At 54.2% G+C, this 21,360-nt stretch carries 22 protein-coding genes; 14 read left to right on the plus strand and 8 right to left on the minus strand.

Annotation, left to right across the window (positions count from 1 at the left end):
- Nucleotides 1-52: 52 nt before the first annotated feature.
- The 6 genes from HVZ52_RS12715 (at nt 53) to HVZ52_RS12740 (ending at nt 6,170) form a co-directional block, all read left to right on the plus strand.
- Nucleotides 53-727, plus strand: a complete 675-nt coding sequence (locus tag HVZ52_RS12715) for a TVP38/TMEM64 family protein (protein WP_249417959.1) — start codon at nt 53-55, stop codon at nt 725-727.
- A complete protein-coding gene (locus tag HVZ52_RS12720) occupies nt 724-1,434 on the plus strand; it encodes a TVP38/TMEM64 family protein (protein ID WP_181598307.1) in 711 nt (236 codons plus the stop codon). The genes HVZ52_RS12715 and HVZ52_RS12720 overlap by 4 nt, the downstream gene beginning before the upstream one ends.
- A gap of 32 nt (nt 1,435-1,466) precedes the next feature.
- Entirely contained in the window at nt 1,467-2,636 is a 1,170-nt protein-coding gene (locus HVZ52_RS12725; protein WP_181598308.1) for an ABC transporter substrate-binding protein, read from the plus strand.
- Nucleotides 2,609-4,144, plus strand: a complete 1,536-nt coding sequence (locus HVZ52_RS12730; protein WP_181598309.1) for a thiamine ABC transporter permease — start codon at nt 2,609-2,611, stop codon at nt 4,142-4,144. Before HVZ52_RS12725 ends, HVZ52_RS12730 begins: the two co-directional genes overlap by 28 nt.
- Complete coding sequence (locus HVZ52_RS12735) at nt 4,144-4,776, plus strand: ATP-binding cassette domain-containing protein (protein ID WP_181598310.1); 633 nt, start codon at nt 4,144-4,146, stop codon at nt 4,774-4,776. The genes HVZ52_RS12730 and HVZ52_RS12735 overlap by 1 nt, the downstream gene beginning before the upstream one ends.
- Nucleotides 4,777-4,862: 86 nt before the next feature.
- Complete coding sequence (locus HVZ52_RS12740; RefSeq protein ID WP_181545681.1) at nt 4,863-6,170, plus strand: sulfurtransferase; 1,308 nt, start codon at nt 4,863-4,865, stop codon at nt 6,168-6,170.
- Between the two features lie 100 nt (nt 6,171-6,270).
- Here HVZ52_RS12740 and HVZ52_RS12745 read toward each other — a convergent pair whose 3' ends face one another.
- Nucleotides 6,271-6,894: a CDP-alcohol phosphatidyltransferase family protein gene (locus HVZ52_RS12745; RefSeq protein WP_047358607.1), complete on the minus strand. Its 624-nt coding sequence runs from the start codon at nt 6,892-6,894 to the stop codon at nt 6,271-6,273.
- Entirely contained in the window at nt 6,887-7,456 is a 570-nt protein-coding gene (locus tag HVZ52_RS12750; protein WP_016156315.1) for a carboxymuconolactone decarboxylase family protein, read from the minus strand. Before HVZ52_RS12750 ends, HVZ52_RS12745 begins: the two co-directional genes overlap by 8 nt.
- Nucleotides 7,457-7,535: 79 nt before the next feature.
- Between HVZ52_RS12750 and HVZ52_RS12755 the strand changes: the two genes are divergently transcribed.
- Nucleotides 7,536-7,949 (plus strand): pyrimidine (deoxy)nucleoside triphosphate diphosphatase, encoded by a 414-nt coding sequence (locus HVZ52_RS12755; RefSeq protein ID WP_181598311.1) that lies wholly within the window; start codon nt 7,536-7,538, stop codon nt 7,947-7,949.
- On the opposite strand, the gene HVZ52_RS12760 is transcribed toward HVZ52_RS12755, so the two are convergent.
- The gene (locus HVZ52_RS12760; RefSeq protein WP_170973731.1) at nt 7,909-8,169 is read right to left on the minus strand and encodes a YnjH family protein; all 261 of its coding nucleotides are present in this window, start codon (nt 8,167-8,169) and stop codon (nt 7,909-7,911) included. The genes HVZ52_RS12755 and HVZ52_RS12760 overlap by 41 nt on opposite strands.
- Before the next feature lie 252 nt (nt 8,170-8,421).
- Here HVZ52_RS12760 and gdhA point away from each other — a divergent pair, with 252 nt between their 5' ends.
- On the plus strand, nt 8,422-9,765 hold the full coding sequence (gene gdhA, locus HVZ52_RS12765) for an NADP-specific glutamate dehydrogenase (protein ID WP_016152833.1): 1,344 nt from the start codon (nt 8,422-8,424) through the stop codon (nt 9,763-9,765).
- A 63-nt stretch (nt 9,766-9,828) separates the two neighbouring features.
- On the opposite strand, the gene topB is transcribed toward gdhA, so the two are convergent.
- From topB to HVZ52_RS12780, 3 genes are all read right to left on the minus strand, one after another.
- Nucleotides 9,829-11,775 carry a DNA topoisomerase III gene (gene topB, locus HVZ52_RS12770; protein ID WP_181599295.1) on the minus strand — a complete coding sequence of 649 codons (1,947 nt, stop codon included), beginning with the start codon at nt 11,773-11,775 and terminating at the stop codon, nt 9,829-9,831.
- Between the two features lie 4 nt (nt 11,776-11,779).
- Complete coding sequence (selD, locus tag HVZ52_RS12775; protein WP_016152831.1) at nt 11,780-12,823, minus strand: selenide, water dikinase SelD; 1,044 nt, start codon at nt 12,821-12,823, stop codon at nt 11,780-11,782.
- Between the two features lie 116 nt (nt 12,824-12,939).
- Nucleotides 12,940-13,491 carry an NAD(P)H nitroreductase gene (locus HVZ52_RS12780; protein ID WP_016152830.1) on the minus strand — a complete coding sequence of 184 codons (552 nt, stop codon included), beginning with the start codon at nt 13,489-13,491 and terminating at the stop codon, nt 12,940-12,942.
- Between the two features lie 175 nt (nt 13,492-13,666).
- Here HVZ52_RS12780 and sppA point away from each other — a divergent pair, with 175 nt between their 5' ends.
- The 5 genes from sppA (at nt 13,667) to yajD (ending at nt 19,199) form a co-directional block, all read left to right on the plus strand.
- Nucleotides 13,667-15,523: a signal peptide peptidase SppA gene (gene sppA, locus HVZ52_RS12785; RefSeq protein ID WP_181598312.1), complete on the plus strand. Its 1,857-nt coding sequence runs from the start codon at nt 13,667-13,669 to the stop codon at nt 15,521-15,523.
- A 55-nt stretch (nt 15,524-15,578) separates the two neighbouring features.
- Entirely contained in the window at nt 15,579-16,595 is a 1,017-nt protein-coding gene (gene ansA, locus HVZ52_RS12790) for an asparaginase (RefSeq protein WP_047498899.1), read from the plus strand.
- A gap of 8 nt (nt 16,596-16,603) precedes the next feature.
- Complete coding sequence (gene pncA / locus HVZ52_RS12795) at nt 16,604-17,248, plus strand: bifunctional nicotinamidase/pyrazinamidase (RefSeq protein ID WP_088583155.1); 645 nt, start codon at nt 16,604-16,606, stop codon at nt 17,246-17,248.
- A gap of 259 nt (nt 17,249-17,507) precedes the next feature.
- The gene (locus HVZ52_RS12800) at nt 17,508-18,761 is read left to right on the plus strand and encodes a glycoside hydrolase family 18 protein (RefSeq protein ID WP_181598313.1); all 1,254 of its coding nucleotides are present in this window, start codon (nt 17,508-17,510) and stop codon (nt 18,759-18,761) included.
- A 93-nt stretch (nt 18,762-18,854) separates the two neighbouring features.
- Nucleotides 18,855-19,199, plus strand: a complete 345-nt coding sequence (yajD, locus tag HVZ52_RS12805) for an HNH nuclease YajD (protein WP_003832478.1) — start codon at nt 18,855-18,857, stop codon at nt 19,197-19,199.
- Nucleotides 19,200-19,243: 44 nt separating this feature from the next.
- On the opposite strand, the gene HVZ52_RS12810 is transcribed toward yajD, so the two are convergent.
- A complete protein-coding gene (locus HVZ52_RS12810; RefSeq protein ID WP_016152817.1) occupies nt 19,244-19,519 on the minus strand; it encodes a YeaC family protein in 276 nt (91 codons plus the stop codon).
- Between the two features lie 42 nt (nt 19,520-19,561).
- Nucleotides 19,562-19,975: a peptide-methionine (R)-S-oxide reductase MsrB gene (gene msrB, locus HVZ52_RS12815; RefSeq protein ID WP_016152816.1), complete on the minus strand. Its 414-nt coding sequence runs from the start codon at nt 19,973-19,975 to the stop codon at nt 19,562-19,564.
- A 341-nt stretch (nt 19,976-20,316) separates the two neighbouring features.
- On the opposite strand from msrB, the gene gapA reads away from it, so the two are divergent.
- On the plus strand, nt 20,317-21,312 hold the full coding sequence (gene gapA / locus HVZ52_RS12820; protein ID WP_003030697.1) for a glyceraldehyde-3-phosphate dehydrogenase: 996 nt from the start codon (nt 20,317-20,319) through the stop codon (nt 21,310-21,312).
- Nucleotides 21,313-21,360 lie beyond the last annotated feature (48 nt).

Here is a 21,360-nt window from a genome sequence, read left to right on the forward strand (position 1 = left end):
TTTTACAGGAGAACCCCCATGAAAAAGAAGTTCGCATAACGCAGAATACCGGCTGCTAATTGTTGCGGTATCGTTCTGCGTTCTGGCGGGAGTTTTCCATCATTACGGTCTGACCGATCTGATCACCAATTTCCATCATTTACAAGATGTCATCGGCCAAAGCGGCCTGTTCGGCTATACCCTTTATATCCTGCTGTTTATAGTTGCCGCGCTGTGTCTGATCCCTGGCAGCATCCTGGTGATCGTCGGCGGTGTGCTGTTTGGCCCGGTGACAGGGACGCTTATCTCGTTAGTGGCGGCAACCATGGCTTCGGCGCTGTCGTTTATGCTGGCTCGCTGGCTTGGCCGGGAATTACTGCTGAAATACGTTGGCCACACGGCAACGTTTCAGGCTATCGAAAAAGGCATTGCCCATAGTGGAGTAGACTTTCTGATCCTGACCCGGCTCGTGCCACTGTTCCCCTATAACATTCAAAACTATGCCTATGGGCTAACGGCCATTCCGTTCTGGTCATTTACCGTGATATCTGCGCTAACCACCTTGCCCGGCATCTTTATCTATACGCTGATGTCGCACGAACTGGCCAGCGAAGGGATTAGCTGGGCATTTATCGGTAAGCTCAGCGTTGCGGGGCTGGCGCTATTCGTCCTCGTTCAGGCAGCCAAAGCCTGGGCGCGACATAAACATGTCGATCCGGCGCCCGGTCACGAGTACGCGGGTAAATGATCAAGATGAATAAAGCGCGGTGGATACGCTATTACCGTTTAAGCTTGCTTGCCCTGCTGCTGCTCGCCCTGATGGCGTGGGCGTGGATACCTGGCGTGAGTGATTTTCTTCACGCCAGCCTGGCGGCATTTACCACGCTCGATCAGCATGCTCTTGAGAACTTCATTCGTTCTTACGGAACCCAGGCGGCGGTCGTGTCGTTCTTCCTGATGATCTTACAGGCCATCGTCGCGCCGCTTCCCGCCTTTGTGATCACCTTTGCCAACGCCTCGCTGTTTGGCGCATTTTGGGGCGGCGTACTGTCCTGGAGCAGCGCGATGGCTGGCGCGGCGCTGTGCTTTTTTATTGCCCGCGTTTTAGGTCGCGGCGCGGTGGAAAAACTAACCGGAAAAACGGTGCTAAGCAACATGGATGCTTTTTTCGAGCGCTATGGCAAGCACACAATTCTTGTCTATCGCCTGTTACCTTTTGTGCCGTTCGACCCGGTAAGTTACGCAGCAGGCCTGACCTCGATTCGTTTTCGCCATTTCTTCATCGCCACCGGCATCGGTCAGTTACCGGCCACTATCGTCTATTCATGGGCTGGTAGCCTGTTAACCGGCGGCACATTTTGGTTTGTTACCGGCCTGTTCATCCTGTTCGCTCTGAGCGTGGTGATTGCCGTTGCCAGAAGCCTTTATCTTGAGCATCAACGGAAAAAGACCTGAGTCTTTCCCCCATTTTTAGCAATGGAGATATTATGCGTTACTGCTTATTGTGCCTGAGTTTGCTGCTCTCTCCGCTGGCGGCTTTCGCCGAGGACGCCAGTTGGCAGCAAATCAAAAATGACGCCCGCGGTCAGACGGTGTGGTTCAACGCCTGGGGTGGCGACAACGCAGTTAACCAGTATCTCGACTGGGTTAGCGGCGAGATGAAAACGCACTATGCCATTAACCTGAAAATCGTACGCCTGGCGGATGCCGCCGACGCCGTAAAACGTATCCAGACGGAAGCGGCATCCGGGCGAAAAACCGGTGGCTCGGTCGATTTACTGTGGGTGAACGGCGAAAATTTCCGCACGCTGAAAGAAGCCGGGCTGCTACAGACCCAGTGGGCACAAACGCTGCCTAACTGGCGCTATGTTGATACCCAGAAACCGGTGAACGAAGACTTTTCCATTCCAACGGAGGGGGCTGAATCACCGTGGGGCGGCGCACAGCTTACATTTATTGCCAGGCACGATCTCACCGCGCAGCCGCCGCAATCCCCGCAGGCACTGCTTGAGTTTGCCCAGGCGCACCCTGGCACGGTGACCTATCCGCGTCCGCCAGACTTTACCGGAACGGCTTTTCTTGAGCAGTTGTTAATTTCGCTCACCAACAAGCCGCAGGCGCTGAAAATAGCGCCAGATGCGTCCACATTCGCCGACGTTACCGCTCCATTGTGGCATTACCTTGATGCTTTGCATCCTGCCCTGTGGCGCGAAGGTAAAGATTTTCCGCCCACGCCCGCGCGAATGGATGCGCTGCTCAACGGTGGCTCCCTGCGTTTATCAATGACCTTTAATCCTGCCCACGCGCAGCAAAAAGTGGCCAGCGGTGAATTACCCAAAAGCAGCTATAGTTTTGGTTTCTCACAGGGCATGCTCGGCAACGTGCATTTTGTCACTATTCCAGCGAATGCGCGCGCCAGCGCCGGAGCGAAAGTCGTGGCAAATTTCCTGCTTTCACCCGAAGCGCAGTTGCGTAAAGCCGACCCGTCAGTCTGGGGAGATCCTTCGGTGCTTGATCCACAAAAATTGCCTGTCGACCAGCGTAATGCGCTGCTGGCGCGGATCCCACAAGGGCTCCCTGCCATACTGCCAGAACCGCATGCTGCATGGGTAAACGCTCTGGAACAAGAATGGCTACGCCGCTACGGTACACATTAATTCTGCTACTCTGGGCCATCATGGCGGGCGTTTATCTGCCGCTGGCGCCAGCGGCTTTTTCTCTGATAACGCCGGCGCTGAGCACCAGACACTGGCTGGCGCTATTTAGCGATCCTCAACTCCCGCAGGCGTTACTGGCAACGCTGGTTTCCGTAAGCCTCGCGGCTGGCGGCGCGCTGATCATCGCCCTGCTGGCGATCCTCGCCTTATGGCCCGGCGCAGGCTGGGCGCGTCTGTGCACGCGTCTTCCGTGGCTGCTGGCGATTCCGCACGTTGCCTTCGCCACCAGCGTGCTGTTGGTTTTTGCCGAAGGCGGCATGCTCTGGCAATGGCTCCCGTTCCTCAGCCCCCAGCCTGATCGCTACGGCATTGGGCTTGGCGTGACGCTGGCGGTAAAAGAGAGTGCCTTTTTGTTATGGATCCTCTCAGCTCTGCTGAGTGAAAAACAGCTTTCGCAGCAGGTTATCGTCCTGGATTCGCTGGGTTACAGCCGACTGCAATGCCTGAACTGGCTGGTTCTGCCCTCTCTCGCCCCCGCGTTAGGCAAAGCCATGCTGGCGATTGTCGCCTGGTCGCTCTCGGTAGTGGATGTAGCAATCGTCCTTGGTCCCGGAAACCCACCAACGCTTGCCGTGTTGAGCTGGCAATGGCTCAGTCAGGGCGATGCCGAGCAACAGGCTAAAGGAGCACTCGCCAGCCTGCTGCTGGTACTGCTGCTACTCATCATCGCGCTGGCGGGGTATCTGCTCTGGCGCGCCTGGCAACGCACTATTCCCGCAGTAAACGGGGAACGCCTGCGTTTTTCATCCTGTACAATCGGACGTTCGCTGGTACAACTTTTGCCCTTTGGCGGTGTGGTGTGCGCGCTGGTTCTGGCGCTGATCGCCAGCTATTCGTCGCTAAATAGTGAGGCGCTCAGCACTAGCCTGCAACTGGGGCTTATCTCCAGCGTGCTGGCGCTGCTGATACTTTTTGCCTGGCTGGAATGGGGTCCACAAACCGGACACCGTTGGGTCTGGCTACCGCTCATTTTGCCTGCGCTGCCGCTGGTGACTGGACAGTATCTGTTGGCGTTATATGCCGGACAGGATGGGCTGATGATAACCATTGTCTGGGGACACCTGCTGTGGGTGATGCCATGGATGCTGTTTGTGCTCAAACCGGCGTGGCAACGCATTGACCCACGATTGATTTTGATTGCGCAAACGCTGGGTTGGACCCGGGGGCGCATATTCTGGCAAGTAAAATGTCCGCAGCTGGCACGCCCGGCGCTGGTTGCCTTCGCGGTAGGGTTCTCAGTCAGTATCGCCCAGTATATGCCGACACTGTGGTTAGGCGCCGGGCGCTATCCCACGCTGACCACCGAAGCGGTGGCATTAAGCAGCGGCGGTAGCGCCGCCATTCTGGCAACCCAGGCGCTATGGCAGCTTCTGTTACCGCTTATAATTTTCGCACTGGCGGCGTTTCTCGCTGCGTGGATTGGCCGCTTTCGACAAGGACTCCGCTAATGCTCACTGTACAAGGCGTTTCGTTGTACCAGGGTACGACAGCGCTACTGAAGGACGTTAATTTCCAGGTTAATAAAAGTGACATTGTCACCATTATGGGACCTTCCGGCAGCGGTAAGTCTTCGTTATTTTCGTGGATGATCGGGGCGTTGTCTCCTCAGCTTCAGGCGTCAGGCGAACTGTGGCTCAACGAACAGCGCGTAGACACACTGCCTACCGCGCAGCGCCAGATTGGCATTCTGTTTCAGGATGCGCTGCTGTTTGACCATTTCAGCGTTGGGCAGAATTTACTGCTGGCCTTACCCGCCAGCGTGCAAGGTCCCGCCAGACGCCATGAGGTGGAAAGCGCCCTCGCACGCGCGGGCCTGGCAGGATTTTATTCACGCGATCCGGCTTCGCTCTCCGGCGGGCAACGCTCACGTGTCGCCCTGCTTCGCGCGCTGCTGGCGCAACCTCAGGCGCTGTTACTCGATGAACCCTTTAGCAGGCTGGATGCGTCGCTGCGCGATACCTTTCGCCAGTGGGTCTTCACCGAAGTACGTAAACTGGGTATTCCGGTGGTCCAGGTTACCCACGATGCGCAGGACGTTCCGCCAGCAGGTCGCGTATTACAGATGGAAAACTGGGCGTGAATGTGGCGATATGCTGCGTTAACGCAAGGTTTTTACTTAACTGGCGGCACAGAATGTCGTCCTCTTTTTCAACGTCGGGCTATTCGATGAAACGTGTTTCTCAAATGACCGCGCTGGCACTGGCTTTAGGGCTCGCTTGCGCTTCTTCCTGGGCTGCTGAAACAGCACAGACGCTCACCCTCAACCAGTTACAGCAAAAGCAAGGCGCGGCGATCGATACCCGTCAGAGCGCTTTTTACAACGGCTGGCCGCAATCGCTTAATGGTCCTTCAGGACACGAGCCTTCCGCACTGAACCTGTCTGCCGCCTGGCTCGACAAGATGAATGATGAACAACTCAGCGCCTGGGTTAAGGCACATCAACTGAAAACCGACGCGCCGGTGGCATTGTATGGCAGCGATACTGACATGCAGGCCGTCAAATCCCGCCTGCAGAAAGTCGGCTTTAACGCTATCTCAACCCTCAGCGATGCGCTTACGGACCCTGCCCGCCTGCAACGTCTGCCGCACTTCGAACAGTTGGTTTACCCGCAGTGGCTGCACGACCTTCAGCAGGGTAAAGAGGTGACCGCCAAACCGGCCGGTGACTGGAAAGTGATTGAAGCCGCCTGGGGCGCGCCGAAGTTGTATCTGCTCAGCCATATCCCTGGCGCGGGCTACATTGATACCAACGAAGTCGAAAGCGAACCGCTGTGGAATAAAGTGTCCGACGCGCAGCTCAAAGCGATGCTGGCGAAACACGGCATCCGCCACGACACCACGGTGATTTTATACGGCCGCGATGTCTACGCCGCCGCGCGCGTGGCACAAATTATGCTGTATGCAGGTGTGAAAGATGTTCGTCTGCTCGACGGCGGTTGGCAGACCTGGTCTGACTCAGGTTTACCGGTCGAACGTGGTACTGCACCAACGGTGAAGCCTGAACCTGATTTCGGCGTGACGATCCCTGCCCAACCGCAACTGATGCTGGATATGGAACAGGCTCGCGGTCTGCTGCATCGCCAGGATGCGTCTTTGGTGAGCATTCGTTCATGGCCGGAATTTATCGGTACGACCAGCGGCTATAGCTACATTAAGCCAAAAGGTGAGATCGCAGGGGCGCGTTGGGGCCATGCAGGCAGCGACTCCACCCACATGGAAGATTTCCATAATCCGGATGGCACCATGCGCAGCGCCGATGACATCGCCGCCATGTGGAAGCAATGGAATATCCTGCCAGAGCAACAGGTCTCATTCTATTGTGGTACCGGCTGGCGTGCTTCGGAAACGTTTATGTATGCCCGCGCAATGGGCTGGAAAAACGTCTCCGTCTACGACGGCGGCTGGTATGAGTGGAGCAGCTCTCCGAAAAACCCGATCGCCAGCGGTGAACGGGGTCCGGACGCCAGCAAGTAAGATTGTCATTGTTGCCGGATGCAGCGAGAACGCTTTACCCAGCCTACATAAACCATCGTTGTAGGCCGAATAAGCGAAGCGCATCCGGCAACGCACTACGTTACGCCTGACGCTGGACCGCTTTCAGCGTCAGATATCCGCTCCAGATCCGGGTGAACGTCGTCATCCAGCACAGCGCGCCAAAGACCCACGCCATTACGGCAAAATATTCCGGGAACAGACATCCCAACACAAACAGCAAAATCGTCTCGGTTCCTTCGGTCAGTCCACCCAGATAATAAAACGATTTATGCGCATAACCGGGGTTATCAATCTGATGCTTTGCCGCCAGCGCGGCGAAGGCCAGGAAGCTGCTGCCGGTGCCAATAAACGCGAACAACAGCCAACCGCCTGCCAGCGCATTTTGCGCCGGCGCAGCAAGAATAAAACCAAACGGCACTAAGGCGTAAAACAGAAAATCGAGCGAGATATCGAGAAATCCTCCCGCGTCCGTTAGTCCTCTGCGCCGTGCCAGCGCCCCATCCAGCCCGTCAAACAGCCGATTGAGCACAATAGCCACCAGCGCCGCCATATACCAGCCTAACGCCAGAAATGGCAACGCCAGCACGCCAATAGCAAAACCGACCAGCGTAAGTCCGTCCGGAGTAATCGCCGGTTGATCAATGATGCCCACGCAGCGATGCAAAAGCGGTTTTAATCGCGGATGAAGATGGCGGTCAAGCATGCGGGCGTCCTTTAAAACTGTCGCACAGTCCCTGGGAGGGAATATCGAGAGCGGCATTAAAACGCGCCGAGAGATTTTGAAACGCAATCAGCGCGGTCATTTCAGTAATGGCGTCATCGGTAAAATACTGCTTCATCTGTGCTTTCAGCGCATCGTCAACCTGTGGTGGCGTTGCGGTGACCGCATCAGCATAGGCCAGCCCTACACGTTCTTCTGCGCTAAATAGCGTCGATTCTTGCCAGTTGGCAACCTGTAAGACTTTATCCAGCGCGCCGCAGCGTTCAGCCAGCCGTAAACTGTTGGCGTCAACGCAGAAAGCGCAGTGGCACACCTGAGAAACGCGGGTCATCAACAGCGCGCGCATCACCGGTGACAGGCGCGCCTTTTTACGCTCCAGAAACCCGACAAACAGCGCCACCAGCCAGAACAGGAACGGCATCCGCCCCCACCAGCGCGTGGGATGCAGCACATCGCCATAATGTTTTTTCTGTGTAGCAACGAGCGGTTGCAAACTGGAAGGGATACGCGTTAACGGTTTTACCCACGACTGAGGATCGTTCAATGGTGGCTCCTGAATACTTTAGATAAAACAAAGATAGCGATAGTATGTCATTTTCTACCGTTAGATCTTGATGAATATAATGAAAACCCTCGACGTGGTCGCCGCTATCATTGAACGTGATGGCAAAATTTTACTGGCTCAACGCCCGGAGCATGCGGATCAGTCAGGTATGTGGGAGTTTGCTGGCGGTAAGGTTGAGCCGGGGGAAAGTCAGCCAAAGGCGCTGGTCCGTGAACTGCGTGAAGAGTTGGGCATCGAGGCGGTCGTTGGGCGCTACATTGCCAGCCATCAACGCGAGGTTTCAGGCCGACTCATTCACTTACATGCCTGGCATGTACCGTCATATCAGGGGGAGCTGAGAGCGTATGAGCATCAGGATATCGTCTGGTGTTCACCCGAAGAGGCGCTGCGTTATCCGCTGGCGCCTGCCGATATCCCGCTATTAGAAGCGTTTATCCTTTTACGCGACGCCAGACCAGCGGATTCGTGCTGATCGTTTTATCATCACGCTGGCACTGAAGCAAAACGCCATCCGCTTTAATCACCGCCCCTTCTGAGTAGTTTTGATCCTGATAAATACAGCACTGACTACAGGGTTGCGCCCGCTGACCGCTGGAACTGAACACTTCCGGCGGGACATTCACCTGCACGTCCGGGCGATAGAGCTGATTTGCCAGCGTCGCGCTGGACACCAGTGCCAACGCTCCTGCCATGATTATACGGCGCATATTCTTTCCTTTTTGACTGACAGTTATGCTCAGTATAACGGTATAAACCGGCAGAAACTTTAGCCCTTGCCATCATCGCTTTTGGTTATGACCCACACCGCAATATTAATTTACTTAGCGCGGTTAATTTTTTCTTGCGTCCCGTCACACTGCTGATGTTATAGTCAAAAACTGCAAAACACTTAACACAAAAATCAAAAATATAACCATATCAATACATAAGAGGTACTTATATCTATGGATCAGACACGTTCTCTGGAGTCATTCCTTAACCATGTGCAAAAGCGCGACCCGAATCAGACCGAGTTCGCGCAAGCCGTTCGTGAGGTAATGACGACACTGTGGCCCTTCCTCGAGCAAAACCCGCGTTATCGTCAGATGTCGTTGCTGGAACGTCTGGTTGAACCGGAGCGCGTGATCCAGTTCCGCGTCGTCTGGCTGGACGATCGCAATCAGGTGCAGGTCAACCGCGCGTGGCGCGTGCAGTTTAGCTCCGCCATTGGCCCATACAAAGGCGGGATGCGTTTCCACCCTTCCGTGAACCTGTCGATCCTGAAATTCCTTGGCTTCGAGCAAACATTTAAAAACGCCCTCACCACGCTGCCAATGGGCGGGGGTAAAGGCGGGAGCGATTTCGATCCGAAAGGTAAAAGCGAAGGCGAAATCATGCGTTTCTGCCAGGCGCTGATGACCGAACTGTTCCGCCATTTAGGGCCCGATACCGATGTTCCGGCGGGCGATATCGGCGTAGGCGGTCGTGAAGTCGGCTTTATGGCCGGGATGATGAAAAAACTGTCCAACAACAGCGCCTGCGTCTTTACCGGTAAAGGTCTCTCTTTCGGCGGCAGCCTGATTCGCCCGGAAGCTACCGGCTACGGTCTGGTGTACTTCACCGAAGCGATGCTCAAACGCCATGGTCTGGGCTTTGAAGGCATGCGCGTGGCCGTCTCTGGTTCCGGTAACGTGGCGCAATTCGCCATTGAGAAAGCCATGGAGTTTGGCGCGCGAGTAGTCACCGCCTCCGATTCCAGCGGTACCGTGGTCGACGAAAGCGGATTTACCAAAGAAAAACTGGCGCGTCTGTGCGCGATCAAAGACAGCCGCGACGGCCGCGTGGCGGATTACGCCCGCGAATTTGGCCTGACCTATCTGGAAGGCCAACAGCCGTGGTCGGTTCCGGTTGATATCGCCCTGCCGTGCGCCACCCAGAACGAACTTGATGTCGATGCGGCACGCGTGCTGATCGCCAACGGCGTGAAGGCTGTCGCCGAAGGGGCAAACATGCCTACCACCATCGAGGCCACCGATCTGTTCCTGGAAGCGGGTGTATTGTTCGCGCCGGGTAAAGCGGCCAACGCGGGAGGCGTAGCGACATCCGGTCTGGAAATGGCGCAGAACGCCGCACGTCTGGGCTGGAAAGCGGAGAAAGTGGATGCACGCCTGCACCACATCATGCTGGATATTCACCATGCCTGCGTCGAGTACGGCGGCGAAAGCAAGCAAACCAACTACGTACGTGGCGCCAACATCGCGGGATTCGTGAAAGTTGCCGACGCGATGTTGGGCCAGGGTGTGATTTAATTCAGATCTGTTGTTCCCGTAGGCTTGATGCGGCACACATGCCTTATCCAGCCTAAGAGCGCACTACAGGCCCGCCTCTTCAGATGGCGGGCTTTTTTTCGCCGTGCGTTTACGCGGCGCGCTCTTTTTCTTGTCACCACCACTACTACCCGGTGCGGCAATACCACGGAAGCGTCGTACCGGCGTGCTGCGCGCCTGATCGATTAGCTGATACAGCGTCCCCACCAGCGGCTGCATGAAATCCTGATATCGACACTGTTTTTCGCTGATTTGGGTCAGGATAGATTCCCAGTGCGCAGTCATATCCGGACGCGTCGCCATTTCAGGCAGCGAATGAAACAGCGCTTTTCCAGCATCGGTAGAATGAATATAGCGCCCCTTCTTCACCAGGAAACCACGCTTAAACAGCAGCTCGATAATCCCGGCGCGCGTCGCTTCCGTTCCCAGTCCGTCCGTTGCGCGCAGGATCTTTTTCAGATCTTTATCCTGCACAAAGCGCGCGATTCCGGTCATCGCTGACAGCAGCGTGGCATCGGTAAAGTGCCGCGGAGGCTGGGTCTGTCGTTCAACCACTTCGCCTTTTTCGCACAGCAGCTCGTCGTCTTTTGCCACCACCGGCAGCGGAGTCCCGTCGTTATCTTCGTCGCGCTCTTTGTTGCCAAGCAGCGTACGCCATCCGGCCTCCGCCAGAAAACGGGCTTTGGCGACAAACTTACCTTTCGCGATATCCAGCTCAATAACGCACTTCCTGAATACCGCATCCGCGCAAAACTGCATCAGATATTGACGGGCAATTAGATTGTATATCTTCGCTTCATTATCGTTCAGGTTGATAGACGAACTGCGCGCGGTTGGAATGATGGCGTGGTGCGCATCCACTTTTTTATCATCCCAACAGCGGTTTCGCGTATCGGGATTGACCGCCGGTTGCGGAAGCAGATCCGGCGCATGGACGCTAATCGCGTTCAGCACCGCGTGACGTCCGGCAAAGTGTTCTTCCGGCAGATAACGGCTATCCGAACGCGGATAGGTGATCAGTTTATGGGTTTCATACAGCTTCTGGCAGATATCCAGAACGTTTTGCGCACTTAAGCCAAAGCGTTTCGCCGCTTCAATCTGCAACGCCGACAGCGAAAACGGCAGCGGCGCGGATTCTGATTCCCGTTTATCGTTATAGCTGGTGACGATCGCCGGCTGACCGTTAATGCGGTTTACCACGTGTTCAGCCAGCGTGCGGTTTAGCAAGCGCCCTTCTTCATCCTGATACGGCTCACACGCTTCGCTCGGCTGCCAGATAGCGGTAAACTGCTCATCGGCGGGCGTCACGATATGCGCCTTTACCTCGAAGAAGTCTTTGGCAACGAAGTTTTCAATCTCTTCATCGCGACGCACAACCAGTCCGAGCACCGGCGTTTGCACGCGCCCGACCGAAAGTACGCCCTGATAGCCCGCGTTACGCCCCAGAATGGTATAAGCGCGCGTCATGTTGATACCATACAGCCAGTCCGCCCGCGCTCGCGCCAGTGCCGACACGCAAAGGGGGATGAACTCACTGTTGGCGCGCAGACGCTCAATCGCCCGCTCGACGGCCTGCGGGTTGAGGTCGTTAATCAGGCAGCGTTGCACCTGCTGGCGCTTTTCAGGGGCCAGTTGCAGGTAATCCAGCACTTCATCCACCAGCAGCTGTCCTTCACGATCGGGGTCACCTGCGTGAATGACTTCACTGGCCTCATGCAAAAATCGCTTAATAACGTTGAGCTGTTTGGTCACCGAGGGACGCGGCTGCAGTTGCCACTTTTCCGGGACAATCGGCAGATCAACCAGACTCCAGCGAGCATAACGACTGTCATAGGCATCTGGCTGCGCCTGCTCAAGCAGGTGACCAATACACCAGGTCACCACTTGCCCGTTTCCGCACTCGATAAAACCGTCACCTTTGCGATGCGGCTTCGGCAGCACATCGGCGATAGCACGCGCCAGACTCGGTTTTTCGGCAATAAACAACCGCATCGAGTTAACGGATCTCAACCATGGCGCGACCGCCACGAGCTTCCACTAACTCACCAATCGCAGTGAGGTCGATGCCAAACTGCGCCGCTGCCGCTTTAACTTCGGCTTCAGCTTCCGGCGTTACCGCTAACAGCAGACCACCGGAAGTTTGCGGATCGCAGAGCAAATCGCGAACCGACTGCGGCATTTCACCCATCAGGTGTCCGTAGCTGGCAAAGTTACGCTGGGTACCGCCCGGCACCGCGCCCTGCGCGATGTATTCTTCAACACCTGGCAGCTTAGGAATAGCCTGGTAGACGATCTGCGCCTGAACGCCGGCCCCCTGACACATCTCGCTCAGATGCCCCAGCAGCCCAAAACCGGTAACGTCGGTCATGGCTTTCACGCCGTCGATATCGGCAAATGCCGCCCCGGCAATGTTCATCCGGCACATTACTTCCGTCGCCAGCCCTTTGTGCTCGTCCTTCAGCAGCGATTTTTTCTCTGCGGTGGTCAGGACACCAATACCCAGAGGCTTGGTCAAAAACAGCTTGCATCCCGCCTCGGCGGTGCTGTTTTTCTTCACGCGTTCAGTTGGAACAACGCCGGTTACCGCAAGACCAAAGATAGGCTCAGGGGCATCGATAGAGTGCCCCCCCGCCAGCGCGATACCCGCCTGACGGCAGGCAAAGCGTCCGCCTTCGGTTACTTCGCGGGCGATTTCCGGCGCCAGCTTATCAAGCGGCCAGCCCAGGATAGCAATTGCCATAATCGGTTTGCCGCCCATGGCGAAAATATCGCTGATGGCGTTGGTGGCGGCGATGCGGCCAAAATCAAACGGATTATCGACAATCGGCATAAAGAAATCGGTGGTGCTGATTACGCTGGTGCCGTTCCCCAGATCGTATACAGCCGCGTCGTCGCGGGTTTCATTACCCACCAGTAAGTTTGGGTCAACAAACTTCGCCTGCTCGCTGTGCAGGATGGTTTCCAGCACTTTTGGGGAAATTTTACAACCGCAACCGGCTCCGTGGCTGTATTGCGTTAAACGAATAGCTTGCTCGCTCATGGACATCTCCTGTCATTGCAATCCGGATATGGTAGCGCTCATTCCATGATGTGGTAAGAGTGACTGTCTGAATTCGGGTGCCTTTGCTCATAATCCAGACAGTTTTGCCGTTGATATCAGAAATAACGGACGAATGCGCTCGGATCGGCAAGGGTAATCGTCGTGGATGCTTTCAACTGTGGTGTGCCCAGATAGAGAAAACCGACGATTTTATCCTGTGGGCGACAGTCAAACGCTTCGCGGACGACCTCACTTTCGGTTAATGCGCCACTGCGCCAGATACCGCCAAAGCCCTGGGCAATGGCAGCCATCTGCATGGCCATCACCGCACAACCGGCAGACATTTCCTGTTCCCATAGCGGAACCTTGTCGTTTGCTTCACATTTCGCCACCACGGTAATAATCAGCGGCGCGCGAAACGGCGCGCTGCGCGCTTTTTCCTGGGCCTTCTCATCGCTGCCAGATGCAATAGCGCCTTTTTCAAGCACGGCGGCAAAGCGTTCACGCCCTTCGCCCTCAATGACAAAGAATTGCCACGGTTGCAGCGTTTTGTGGTCCGGCGCGCGCATTCCCGCACGCAGAATATTTTGCAGTTGTTCTCCTGCCGGGGCCGGTTCGACGAGACGAGAGGCGCTACGACGGGTCATAAGTAATTCGAGTGCATCCATTTGTTTAACTCCAACAATGAAATTTGTTCACAAAATTAACACGTGAGCGGATTTTGTTACAGCACAGGCGGTGATTCCTGCTGACAAGTGCCTGTCGGGTCATTACGATAGCCTCATCTTATCGCCTTTCTCCGGGATTTCGGGGTGGCGTGTTGTTAATTGGTAGGGAGAATACATGCGAACCCTGTGGCGATTTATTGCCGGATTTTTTAAATGGACATGGCGATTACTCAATTTCGTCCGTGAATTTGTGCTTAACCTGTTCTTCATCTTTCTGGTGCTGGTTGGCGTGGGCATCTGGATGCAGGTCAGCAGCAGCAACACCAGCGAACACGCTGAGCGAGGCGCGCTGCTGCTGGATATCTCCGGGGTGATTGTCGATAAGCCTTCGAGCACCAGTCGTTTAAGCGTTATTGGCCGTCAGCTGTTTGGCGCCAGTTCCGATCGTCTGCAGGAAAACTCCCTGTTCGATATCGTGAATACGATTCGCCAGGCAAAAGATGATCGCAACATCACCGGCATCGTGATGGATCTGAAAAATTTTGCCGGGGCAGACCAGCCTTCCATGCAGTATATCGGCAAAGCACTGCGGGAATTCCGCGACAGCGGTAAACCGGTCTTTGCCGTGGGCGATAACTTCAGCCAGGGGCAGTATTACCTCGCCAGTTTTGCTAACAAAATTTACCTCTCTCCGCAGGGTTCCGTTGATCTGCACGGCTTTGCCACCAACGGTCTGTACTACAAGTCCCTGCTCGATAAGCTGAAAGTTTCCACGCACGTATTCCGCGTCGGGACCTATAAGTCTGCCGTAGAACCGTTTATCCGCGATGATATGTCTCCTGCCGCGCGTGAAGCCGACAGTCGCTGGATCGGCGAGCTGTGGCAGAACTATCTCGACACGGTCGCCGCCAACCGCCAGATCCCAGCTCAGCAGGTGTTCCCTGGCGCACAGGCAATGCTGGACGGTTTGACGAAGGTCGATGGAGATACGGCGAAATATGCGCTCGACAACAAACTGGTGGATGCACTCGCCTCCAGCGCCGAAGTCGAAAAAATGCTGACCAAACAGTTTGGCTGGAGCAAAGCGGATAAAAACTATCGCGCCGTCAGCTATTACGATTATTCGCTGAAAACGCCGGCGGATACCGGAGACAGCATTGGCGTTATCTTCGCGAACGGCGCGATTATGGACGGTGAAGAAACCCCAGGAAATGTGGGGGGCGACACCACTGCCGCACAAATCCGCGAAGCACGTCTCGATCCGAAAGTGAAAGCTATTGTACTGCGCGTGAACAGTCCTGGCGGCAGCGTCAGCGCCTCGGAAGTCATTCGTGCTGAGCTGGCTGCGGCAAAAGCGGCGGGTAAACCGGTTGTCGTGTCTATGGGCGGCATGGCGGCCTCCGGTGGCTACTGGATCTCCACCCCAGCCAGTTACATTGTGGCGAACCCCAGCACGTTGACCGGTTCAATCGGGATCTTTGGTGTGATCAACACCGTAGAAAACAGCCTGGATTCCATTGGTGTACATACCGATGGCGTGGCCACTTCCCCGCTGGCGGATATCTCCATCACCAAAGCGTTACCGCCTGAAGTGCAGCAAATGATGCAATTGAGCATTGAAAATGGCTATAAGCGCTTTATCACGCTGGTCGCGGATGCACGTAAGACAACCCCTGAGCAGATTGACAAAATCGCGCAGGGTCACGTCTGGACCGGTCAGGATGCGAAAGCCAACGGACTGGTAGACAGCCTCGGTGATTTTGACGACGCCATCGCGAAAGCGGCTGAGCTTGCCAAGCTGAAACAGTGGCACATTGCGTATTATCAGGATGAACCGACATTCGTCGATATGGTAATGGACAGCATGTCAGGCTCCGTTCGCGCCATGCTGCCCGAAGCTATTCAGGCCATGCTCCCGGCGCCGTTTGCTTCTGCGGCCAGTGCAGTTAAAGCGGAAAGCGATAAGCTGGCCGCGTTTAACGATCCGCAAAACCGATATGCGTTTTGCCTGACCTGCGCCAACGTTCGCTAACAATCGCCCCCTCTTCGGGATGAAGAGGGGTTTTCATTGAGACAGAAGAAAAGTCATGCAAAAGAAATCGATTTACGTTGCCTATACCGGCGGTACCATTGGTATGCAGCGCTCAGAACAGGGTTATATTCCTGTTTCTGGTCATCTCCAGCGTCAACTGGCATTGATGCCTGAATTCCACCGCCCGGAGATGCCAGACTTCACCATCCACGAATACGTCCCGTTGATGGATTCCTCCGACATGACGCCGGAAGACTGGCAGCATATTGCGGAAGACATTAAAGCGCACTACGACGATTACGATGGTTTTGTCATTCTGCACGGCACCGACACCATGGCGTTTACGGCTTCGGCGCTCTCTTTTATGTTGGAGAATCTGGGTAAACCGGTCATTGTGACAGGGTCACAAATTCCGCTGGCAGAGCTACGTTCAGACGGGCAAATCAACCTGCTCAACGCGCTGTACGTTGCGGCAAATTACCCGATCAATGAAGTAACCCTGTTTTTCAACAATCGACTGTTTCGCGGCAACCGTACCACTAAAGCGCACGCCGATGGCTTTGACGCCTTTGCCTCACCCAACCTTGCGCCGCTACTGGAAGCCGGGATCCACATCCGTCGACTGGGAACTCCGCCAGCACCGCACGGCACAGGTGAACTGATTGTTCATCCTATTACTCCACAACCGATTGGCGTGGTCACCATTTACCCAGGTATCTCCGCTGATGTGGTGCGTAACTTCCTGCGCCAGCCGGTAAAAGCGTTAATTTTGCGCTCCTACGGCGTGGGCAATGCACCGCAAAATAAAGAGTTTCTGCAAGAACTTGAAGATGCGAGCTCGCGTGGCATTGTGGTGGTGAACCTAACCCAGTGTATGTCCGGCAAGGTAAACATGGGTGGCTACGCGACGGGTAATGCCCTCGCCCACGCTGGCGTGATTGGCGGCGCGGATATGACCGTCGAAGCCACGCTCACCAAATTGCACTATTTACTGAGTCAGGGACTGGATGTGCAGAGCATTCGTGAAGCTATGACGCAAAATCTGCGCGGCGAGCTCACCCCGGACGAATAAAGGAGTCTATGCCCATGGCCCGAGCCTTACTGTTGGTCGATTTACAAAATGACTTTTGTGCCGGCGGCGCTCTCGCTGTTCCGCAAGGCGACAGCACAATCGAGATTGCCAACCGTCTGATTGACTGGTGCGCCCTACGCGGCGACACGGTTGTTGCCAGTCTGGACTGGCATCCAGCTAATCACGGTAGTTTTGCCAGCCAGCATCAGGTCGCCCCCTACAGTCAGGGACAACTGGATGGTCTGGCGCAAACGTTCTGGCCCGATCATTGCGTGCAAAACAGCGAAGGAGCGGCCCTGCATCCGCTGCTGAACCAGCGTGCGATAGCGAAAACCTTCACCAAGGGCGAGAACCCGCTGGTCGACAGTTACAGTGCGTTTTTTGATAACGGTCGTCGTCAGGCAACCACGCTGAACGCCTGGCTGCTCGAACACCGTATTGCTGAGCTTATTATCATGGGTCTGGCTAGCGACTATTGCGTTAAATTCACCGTTCTGGATGCGCTCGATCTTGGTTATACCGTCAGCGTTATTACCGACGGCTGCCGTGGTGTCAATATTCAACCCCAGGACAGTGCAGAGGCGTTTATGGAAATGGCCGCAGCGGGCGCGACGCTGTATACGCTTGATGACTGGCTGGAAACCCAGCGCTAATACTTTAAAACGCCTTATCCGGCCTATTGAATTTGCGCATGTATGCAAATCTGTAGGCCAGAAAGGGACTTGCGTCAACACTCAGTAATGTTTGCCCCAACCGATACAACCTACCAGAAATGGTTTGCCGCTTCGCCAACATGACGTGAACACCTTCGCATTTTTCCTGTTATGAAACTGTTAACCTGCAGGTGCTGTTTTTTTCGCCACGCCATTTCCGTGGCGTGTTTGCTTGTTTAAATGTCAAAGAGGAACACCGATGAAACTATTGCCTTTGTTGGCAGCATTACCCCTGCTTTGCGCCAGCGTTGTTTCCGCCAGTTCACTGATGTCAGTTGGCTACTTCAATGGTGGCGGCGACGTCACTGCCGGTCCTGGTGGTGACATCAATAAACTGGATGTTCGTCAGATAACCCATCTCAACTATTCGTTTGGGCTTGTCTACAACAACGAAAAAGACGAGACCAATGACGCCTTAAAAGACGCCGGCAAGCTGCATCAGATTTGGCTTTCACCGAAAGTGCAGGATGATTTACTGAAAATTCCACAGTTGCGTAAACAGAATCCGAACCTGAAAGTATTGCTTTCCGTCGGTGGTTGGGGGGCACGTGGATTCTCTGGTGCGGCAGCAACGAAAGAATCTCGGGCGGTGTTTATTCAGTCTGCTCAGGAGATAATTGCGAAATATGGCCTTGATGGCATCGACCTCGACTGGGAATATCCGGTCAACGGCGCCTGGGGACTGGTCGAAAGTCAACCGGCCGACCGAGCTAACTTTACCGCACTGTTAAAAGAGCTCCGCGCCGCATTGGGGCATAAAAAACTACTGACTATCGCCGTGGGCGCAAATGCGGAAAGCCCGAAAAGCTGGGTGGATGTGAAAGCCATTGCGCCATCGCTCGACTACATAAACCTGATGACCTATGACATGGCTTACGGTACGCAGTATTTCAACTCGAACCTGTACGATTCGACACAATGGCCGACAGTCGCCGCGGCGGATAAGTACAGCGCTGATTTTGTGGTCAACAACTACCTTGCTGCCGGTCTAAAAGCGAGTCAGATGAACCTGGGCATTGGTTTTTATGGTCGCGTACCGAAACGCGCTGTTGAGCCTGGCATTGACTGGAGCAAACCTGACGCACAGAAAAATCCTGTTACCCAGCCCTATTTCGGGCCCGCGCAAATTGAATTGTTCAAATCACTGGGCGTCGATCTGAGCAAAGATACCTACGTGAAGTACAACGACATTGTGGCGAAATTGATCAACGATCCGCAAAAGCGCTTTAGCCAGCATTGGGATGATGAAGCAAAAGTGCCGTGGCTGTCAGTGCAGTCTGTGGAGGGAAAAGCGCTCTTTGCCCTCTCCTATGAAAACCCGCGCTCGGTAGCGATCAAGGCTGACTATATCAAGAACAAGGGGCTGGGAGGCGCCATGTTCTGGGAATACGGTGCGGATGACCAAAACCAGTTGGCGAAGCAGTTAGCCGATTCGTTAGGCATCAAACACTGATCCCAACGCCTGACACAATAGGTTATGATTATCGCATTCTGCTGCGCCAACTTTTGGCGCAGCTTTTCATTTTCTACTGGAGGCATGAGCTTTATGGCTTTTATCCCTAAAAATTACGCCCGTCTGGAAGTCGGTTACCGGGAAAAGGCGCTTAAACTCTTCCCCTGGGTCTGCGGACGTTGTTCCCGTGAGTTCGTGTACTCAAATTTGCGCGAATTGACGGTACACCATATCGATCACGATCACTCCAATAACCCGGAAGATGGAAGCAACTGGGAAATGTTGTGCCTGTACTGCCACGATCACGAACATTCCAAATATACGGAAGCGGACCAGTATGGTTCAACGGTGGTTGCAGGCGAAGATGCTCAGAAGGCGGTGGGCGAAGCGAAATATAATCCGTTCGCCGATCTGAAGGCGATGATGAACAAGAAATAACTTCAACTGCGGGCCCGACATAGATGTTTGCCGGGCCTAAGTAATCAGGATTTAAACGTCGCAATGGGTTCAGGCGTAATACCAAACTCCACTTTCAACTGCTGCTTACTCTTCATCACCATCTCACCGTTGGTATCAATCGTCATATGCTGCGCGTCAATATTGTTTCGCGCCTGCCATAACATCACCAGTTGTAAGCAGTTCTCTTTTTGTTCTGCCGTTAGCGCCACGCCATCCGGCCATTTTCCGAGTTCAACGGCAGTTGATAAGCGCTGATAAACTTCCGGCGTCATGCTGTTGATCATCTCATCAAGATTCATGTTAAATCCACTCTCCGTAGAATAATTTGCTGAATCGTTTCTTCAGCCTTTGGTCTGCTCACCGTTTTCACCATCGGTGAAGTTCAAAGACGCTGAGTTAACGCAGTAACGTTCACCGGTAGGTTGCGGACCATCCGGGAAGACGTGCCCCAGGTGCGCATCACAGTTACCACAGCGGATTTCAATGCGCTGCATGCCATGTGAAGTATCTTTAATGTAACGGATAGCCTCTGCGCTGACAGGCTCGTAAAAGCTGGGCCAGCCGCAGCCAGAGTCATATTTTGTCTCGGAACGAAATAGCGGTTTGTCACAGACCAAACAGTGGTAGATGCCGTCACGCTTGTTGTGCAGCAAACGCCCGGTAAATGGCGGTTCTGTCCCGTGATTCTGCGTCACGTAGAACTGCATTTCGGTTAAATTTTTTTTTAGTTCTTCTGGAGAAGGTTGATTAGCCATTTGCTCACATCTCGCTTTATCTAAACTCACATCGCGAGACAGATTCTAACAAAACATTAACACCAGAGTGCGAACTTTTGTTCTAAACTTGATCCGTGCGAAATGGCAGCCTGCAATTCGTGATCACAATCACGTTTTTATCTTGATTGCCCTTTAAAATTCGGGCCGCCGACCCCATGTGGTTTCAAGCCCAAAGGAAGAGTGAGGCGAGTCAGTTGCGCAAAACTTAAGCAGCAGATTGATTTGTCGCAATGATTGACACGATTCCGCTTGACGCTGCGTAAGGTTTTTGTAATTTTACAGGCAACCTTTTATTCACTAACAAATAGCTGGTGGAATATATGACTATCAAAGTAGGTATCAACGGTTTTGGCCGTATCGGTCGCATTGTTTTCCGTGCTGCTCAAGAACGCTCTGACATCGAGATCGTTGCAATCAACGACCTGTTAGACGCTGACTACATGGCTTACATGCTGAAATATGACTCCACTCACGGCCGTTTCAACGGTACCGTTGAAGTGAAAGACGGTCATCTGATCGTAAACGGTAAAAAAATCCGTGTTACCGCTGAACGTGATCCGGCTAACCTGAAATGGGACGAAGTTGGTGTTGACGTAGTAGCTGAAGCTACTGGCCTGTTCCTGACAGATGAAACCGCTCGTAAGCACATCACTGCTGGCGCGAAAAAAGTGGTTCTGACTGGTCCGTCCAAAGATAACACTCCGATGTTTGTTAAAGGCGCTAACTTTGACAAATACGAAGGTCAGGACATCGTTTCTAACGCTTCCTGCACCACTAACTGCCTGGCTCCGCTGGCTAAAGTTATCAACGACAACTTCGGCATCATCGAAGGTCTGATGACTACTGTTCACGCGACCACCGCTACTCAGAAAACCGTTGATGGCCCGTCTCACAAAGACTGGCGCGGCGGCCGCGGCGCATCCCAGAACATCATCCCGTCCTCTACCGGTGCTGCTAAAGCTGTAGGTAAAGTACTGCCAGAACTGAACGGCAAACTGACTGGTATGGCGTTCCGCGTTCCTACCCCGAACGTATCTGTTGTTGACCTGACCGTTCGTCTGGAAAAAGCTGCTTCTTACGAAGAAATTAAGAAAGCAATCAAAGCTGCTTCCGAAGGCCCGATGAAAGGCGTTCTGGGTTACACCGAAGACGACGTAGTATCTACCGATTTCAACGGTGAAGTTTGCACTTCCGTGTTCGATGCTAAAGCTGGTATCGCACTGAACGACAACTTCGTGAAACTGGTATCCTGGTACGACAACGAAACCGGCTACTCCAACAAAGTTCTGGACCTGATTGCTCACATCTCCAAATAAGTTGAGATGAAACAGTAATCTGTAAGAGCGACTCAGGTCGCTCTTTTT

The sequence above is a fragment of the Citrobacter sp. RHB36-C18 genome (assembly GCF_013814485.1).
Classification (GTDB): domain Bacteria; phylum Pseudomonadota; class Gammaproteobacteria; order Enterobacterales; family Enterobacteriaceae; genus Citrobacter; species Citrobacter braakii.

Excerpts from the sequence above, each read along its gene's own strand:
- HVZ52_RS12720 (WP_181598307.1), top strand. The coding sequence starts at position 724 with ATGATCAAGATGAATAAAGCGCGGTGGATACGCTATTACCGTTTAAGC.
- HVZ52_RS12725 (WP_181598308.1), top strand. The coding sequence starts at position 1,467 with ATGCGTTACTGCTTATTGTGCCTGAGTTTGCTGCTCTCTCCGCTGGCG.
- HVZ52_RS12730 (WP_181598309.1), top strand. The coding sequence starts at position 2,609 with ATGGCTACGCCGCTACGGTACACATTAATTCTGCTACTCTGGGCCATC.
- HVZ52_RS12735 (WP_181598310.1), top strand. The coding sequence starts at position 4,144 with ATGCTCACTGTACAAGGCGTTTCGTTGTACCAGGGTACGACAGCGCTA.
- HVZ52_RS12740 (WP_181545681.1), top strand. The coding sequence starts at position 4,863 with ATGAAACGTGTTTCTCAAATGACCGCGCTGGCACTGGCTTTAGGGCTC.
- HVZ52_RS12745 (WP_047358607.1), bottom strand. The coding sequence starts at position 6,894 with ATGCTTGACCGCCATCTTCATCCGCGATTAAAACCGCTTTTGCATCGC.
- HVZ52_RS12755 (WP_181598311.1), top strand. The coding sequence starts at position 7,536 with ATGAAAACCCTCGACGTGGTCGCCGCTATCATTGAACGTGATGGCAAA.
- HVZ52_RS12760 (WP_170973731.1), bottom strand. The coding sequence starts at position 8,169 with ATGGCAGGAGCGTTGGCACTGGTGTCCAGCGCGACGCTGGCAAATCAG.
- gdhA (WP_016152833.1), top strand. The coding sequence starts at position 8,422 with ATGGATCAGACACGTTCTCTGGAGTCATTCCTTAACCATGTGCAAAAG.
- topB (WP_181599295.1), bottom strand. The coding sequence starts at position 11,775 with ATGCGGTTGTTTATTGCCGAAAAACCGAGTCTGGCGCGTGCTATCGCC.
- selD (WP_016152831.1), bottom strand. The coding sequence starts at position 12,823 with ATGAGCGAGCAAGCTATTCGTTTAACGCAATACAGCCACGGAGCCGGT.
- HVZ52_RS12780 (WP_016152830.1), bottom strand. The coding sequence starts at position 13,491 with ATGGATGCACTCGAATTACTTATGACCCGTCGTAGCGCCTCTCGTCTC.
- sppA (WP_181598312.1), top strand. The coding sequence starts at position 13,667 with ATGCGAACCCTGTGGCGATTTATTGCCGGATTTTTTAAATGGACATGG.
- ansA (WP_047498899.1), top strand. The coding sequence starts at position 15,579 with ATGCAAAAGAAATCGATTTACGTTGCCTATACCGGCGGTACCATTGGT.
- pncA (WP_088583155.1), top strand. The coding sequence starts at position 16,604 with ATGCCCATGGCCCGAGCCTTACTGTTGGTCGATTTACAAAATGACTTT.
- HVZ52_RS12800 (WP_181598313.1), top strand. The coding sequence starts at position 17,508 with ATGAAACTATTGCCTTTGTTGGCAGCATTACCCCTGCTTTGCGCCAGC.
- yajD (WP_003832478.1), top strand. The coding sequence starts at position 18,855 with ATGGCTTTTATCCCTAAAAATTACGCCCGTCTGGAAGTCGGTTACCGG.
- HVZ52_RS12810 (WP_016152817.1), bottom strand. The coding sequence starts at position 19,519 with ATGAATCTTGATGAGATGATCAACAGCATGACGCCGGAAGTTTATCAG.
- msrB (WP_016152816.1), bottom strand. The coding sequence starts at position 19,975 with ATGGCTAATCAACCTTCTCCAGAAGAACTAAAAAAAAATTTAACCGAA.
- gapA (WP_003030697.1), top strand. The coding sequence starts at position 20,317 with ATGACTATCAAAGTAGGTATCAACGGTTTTGGCCGTATCGGTCGCATT.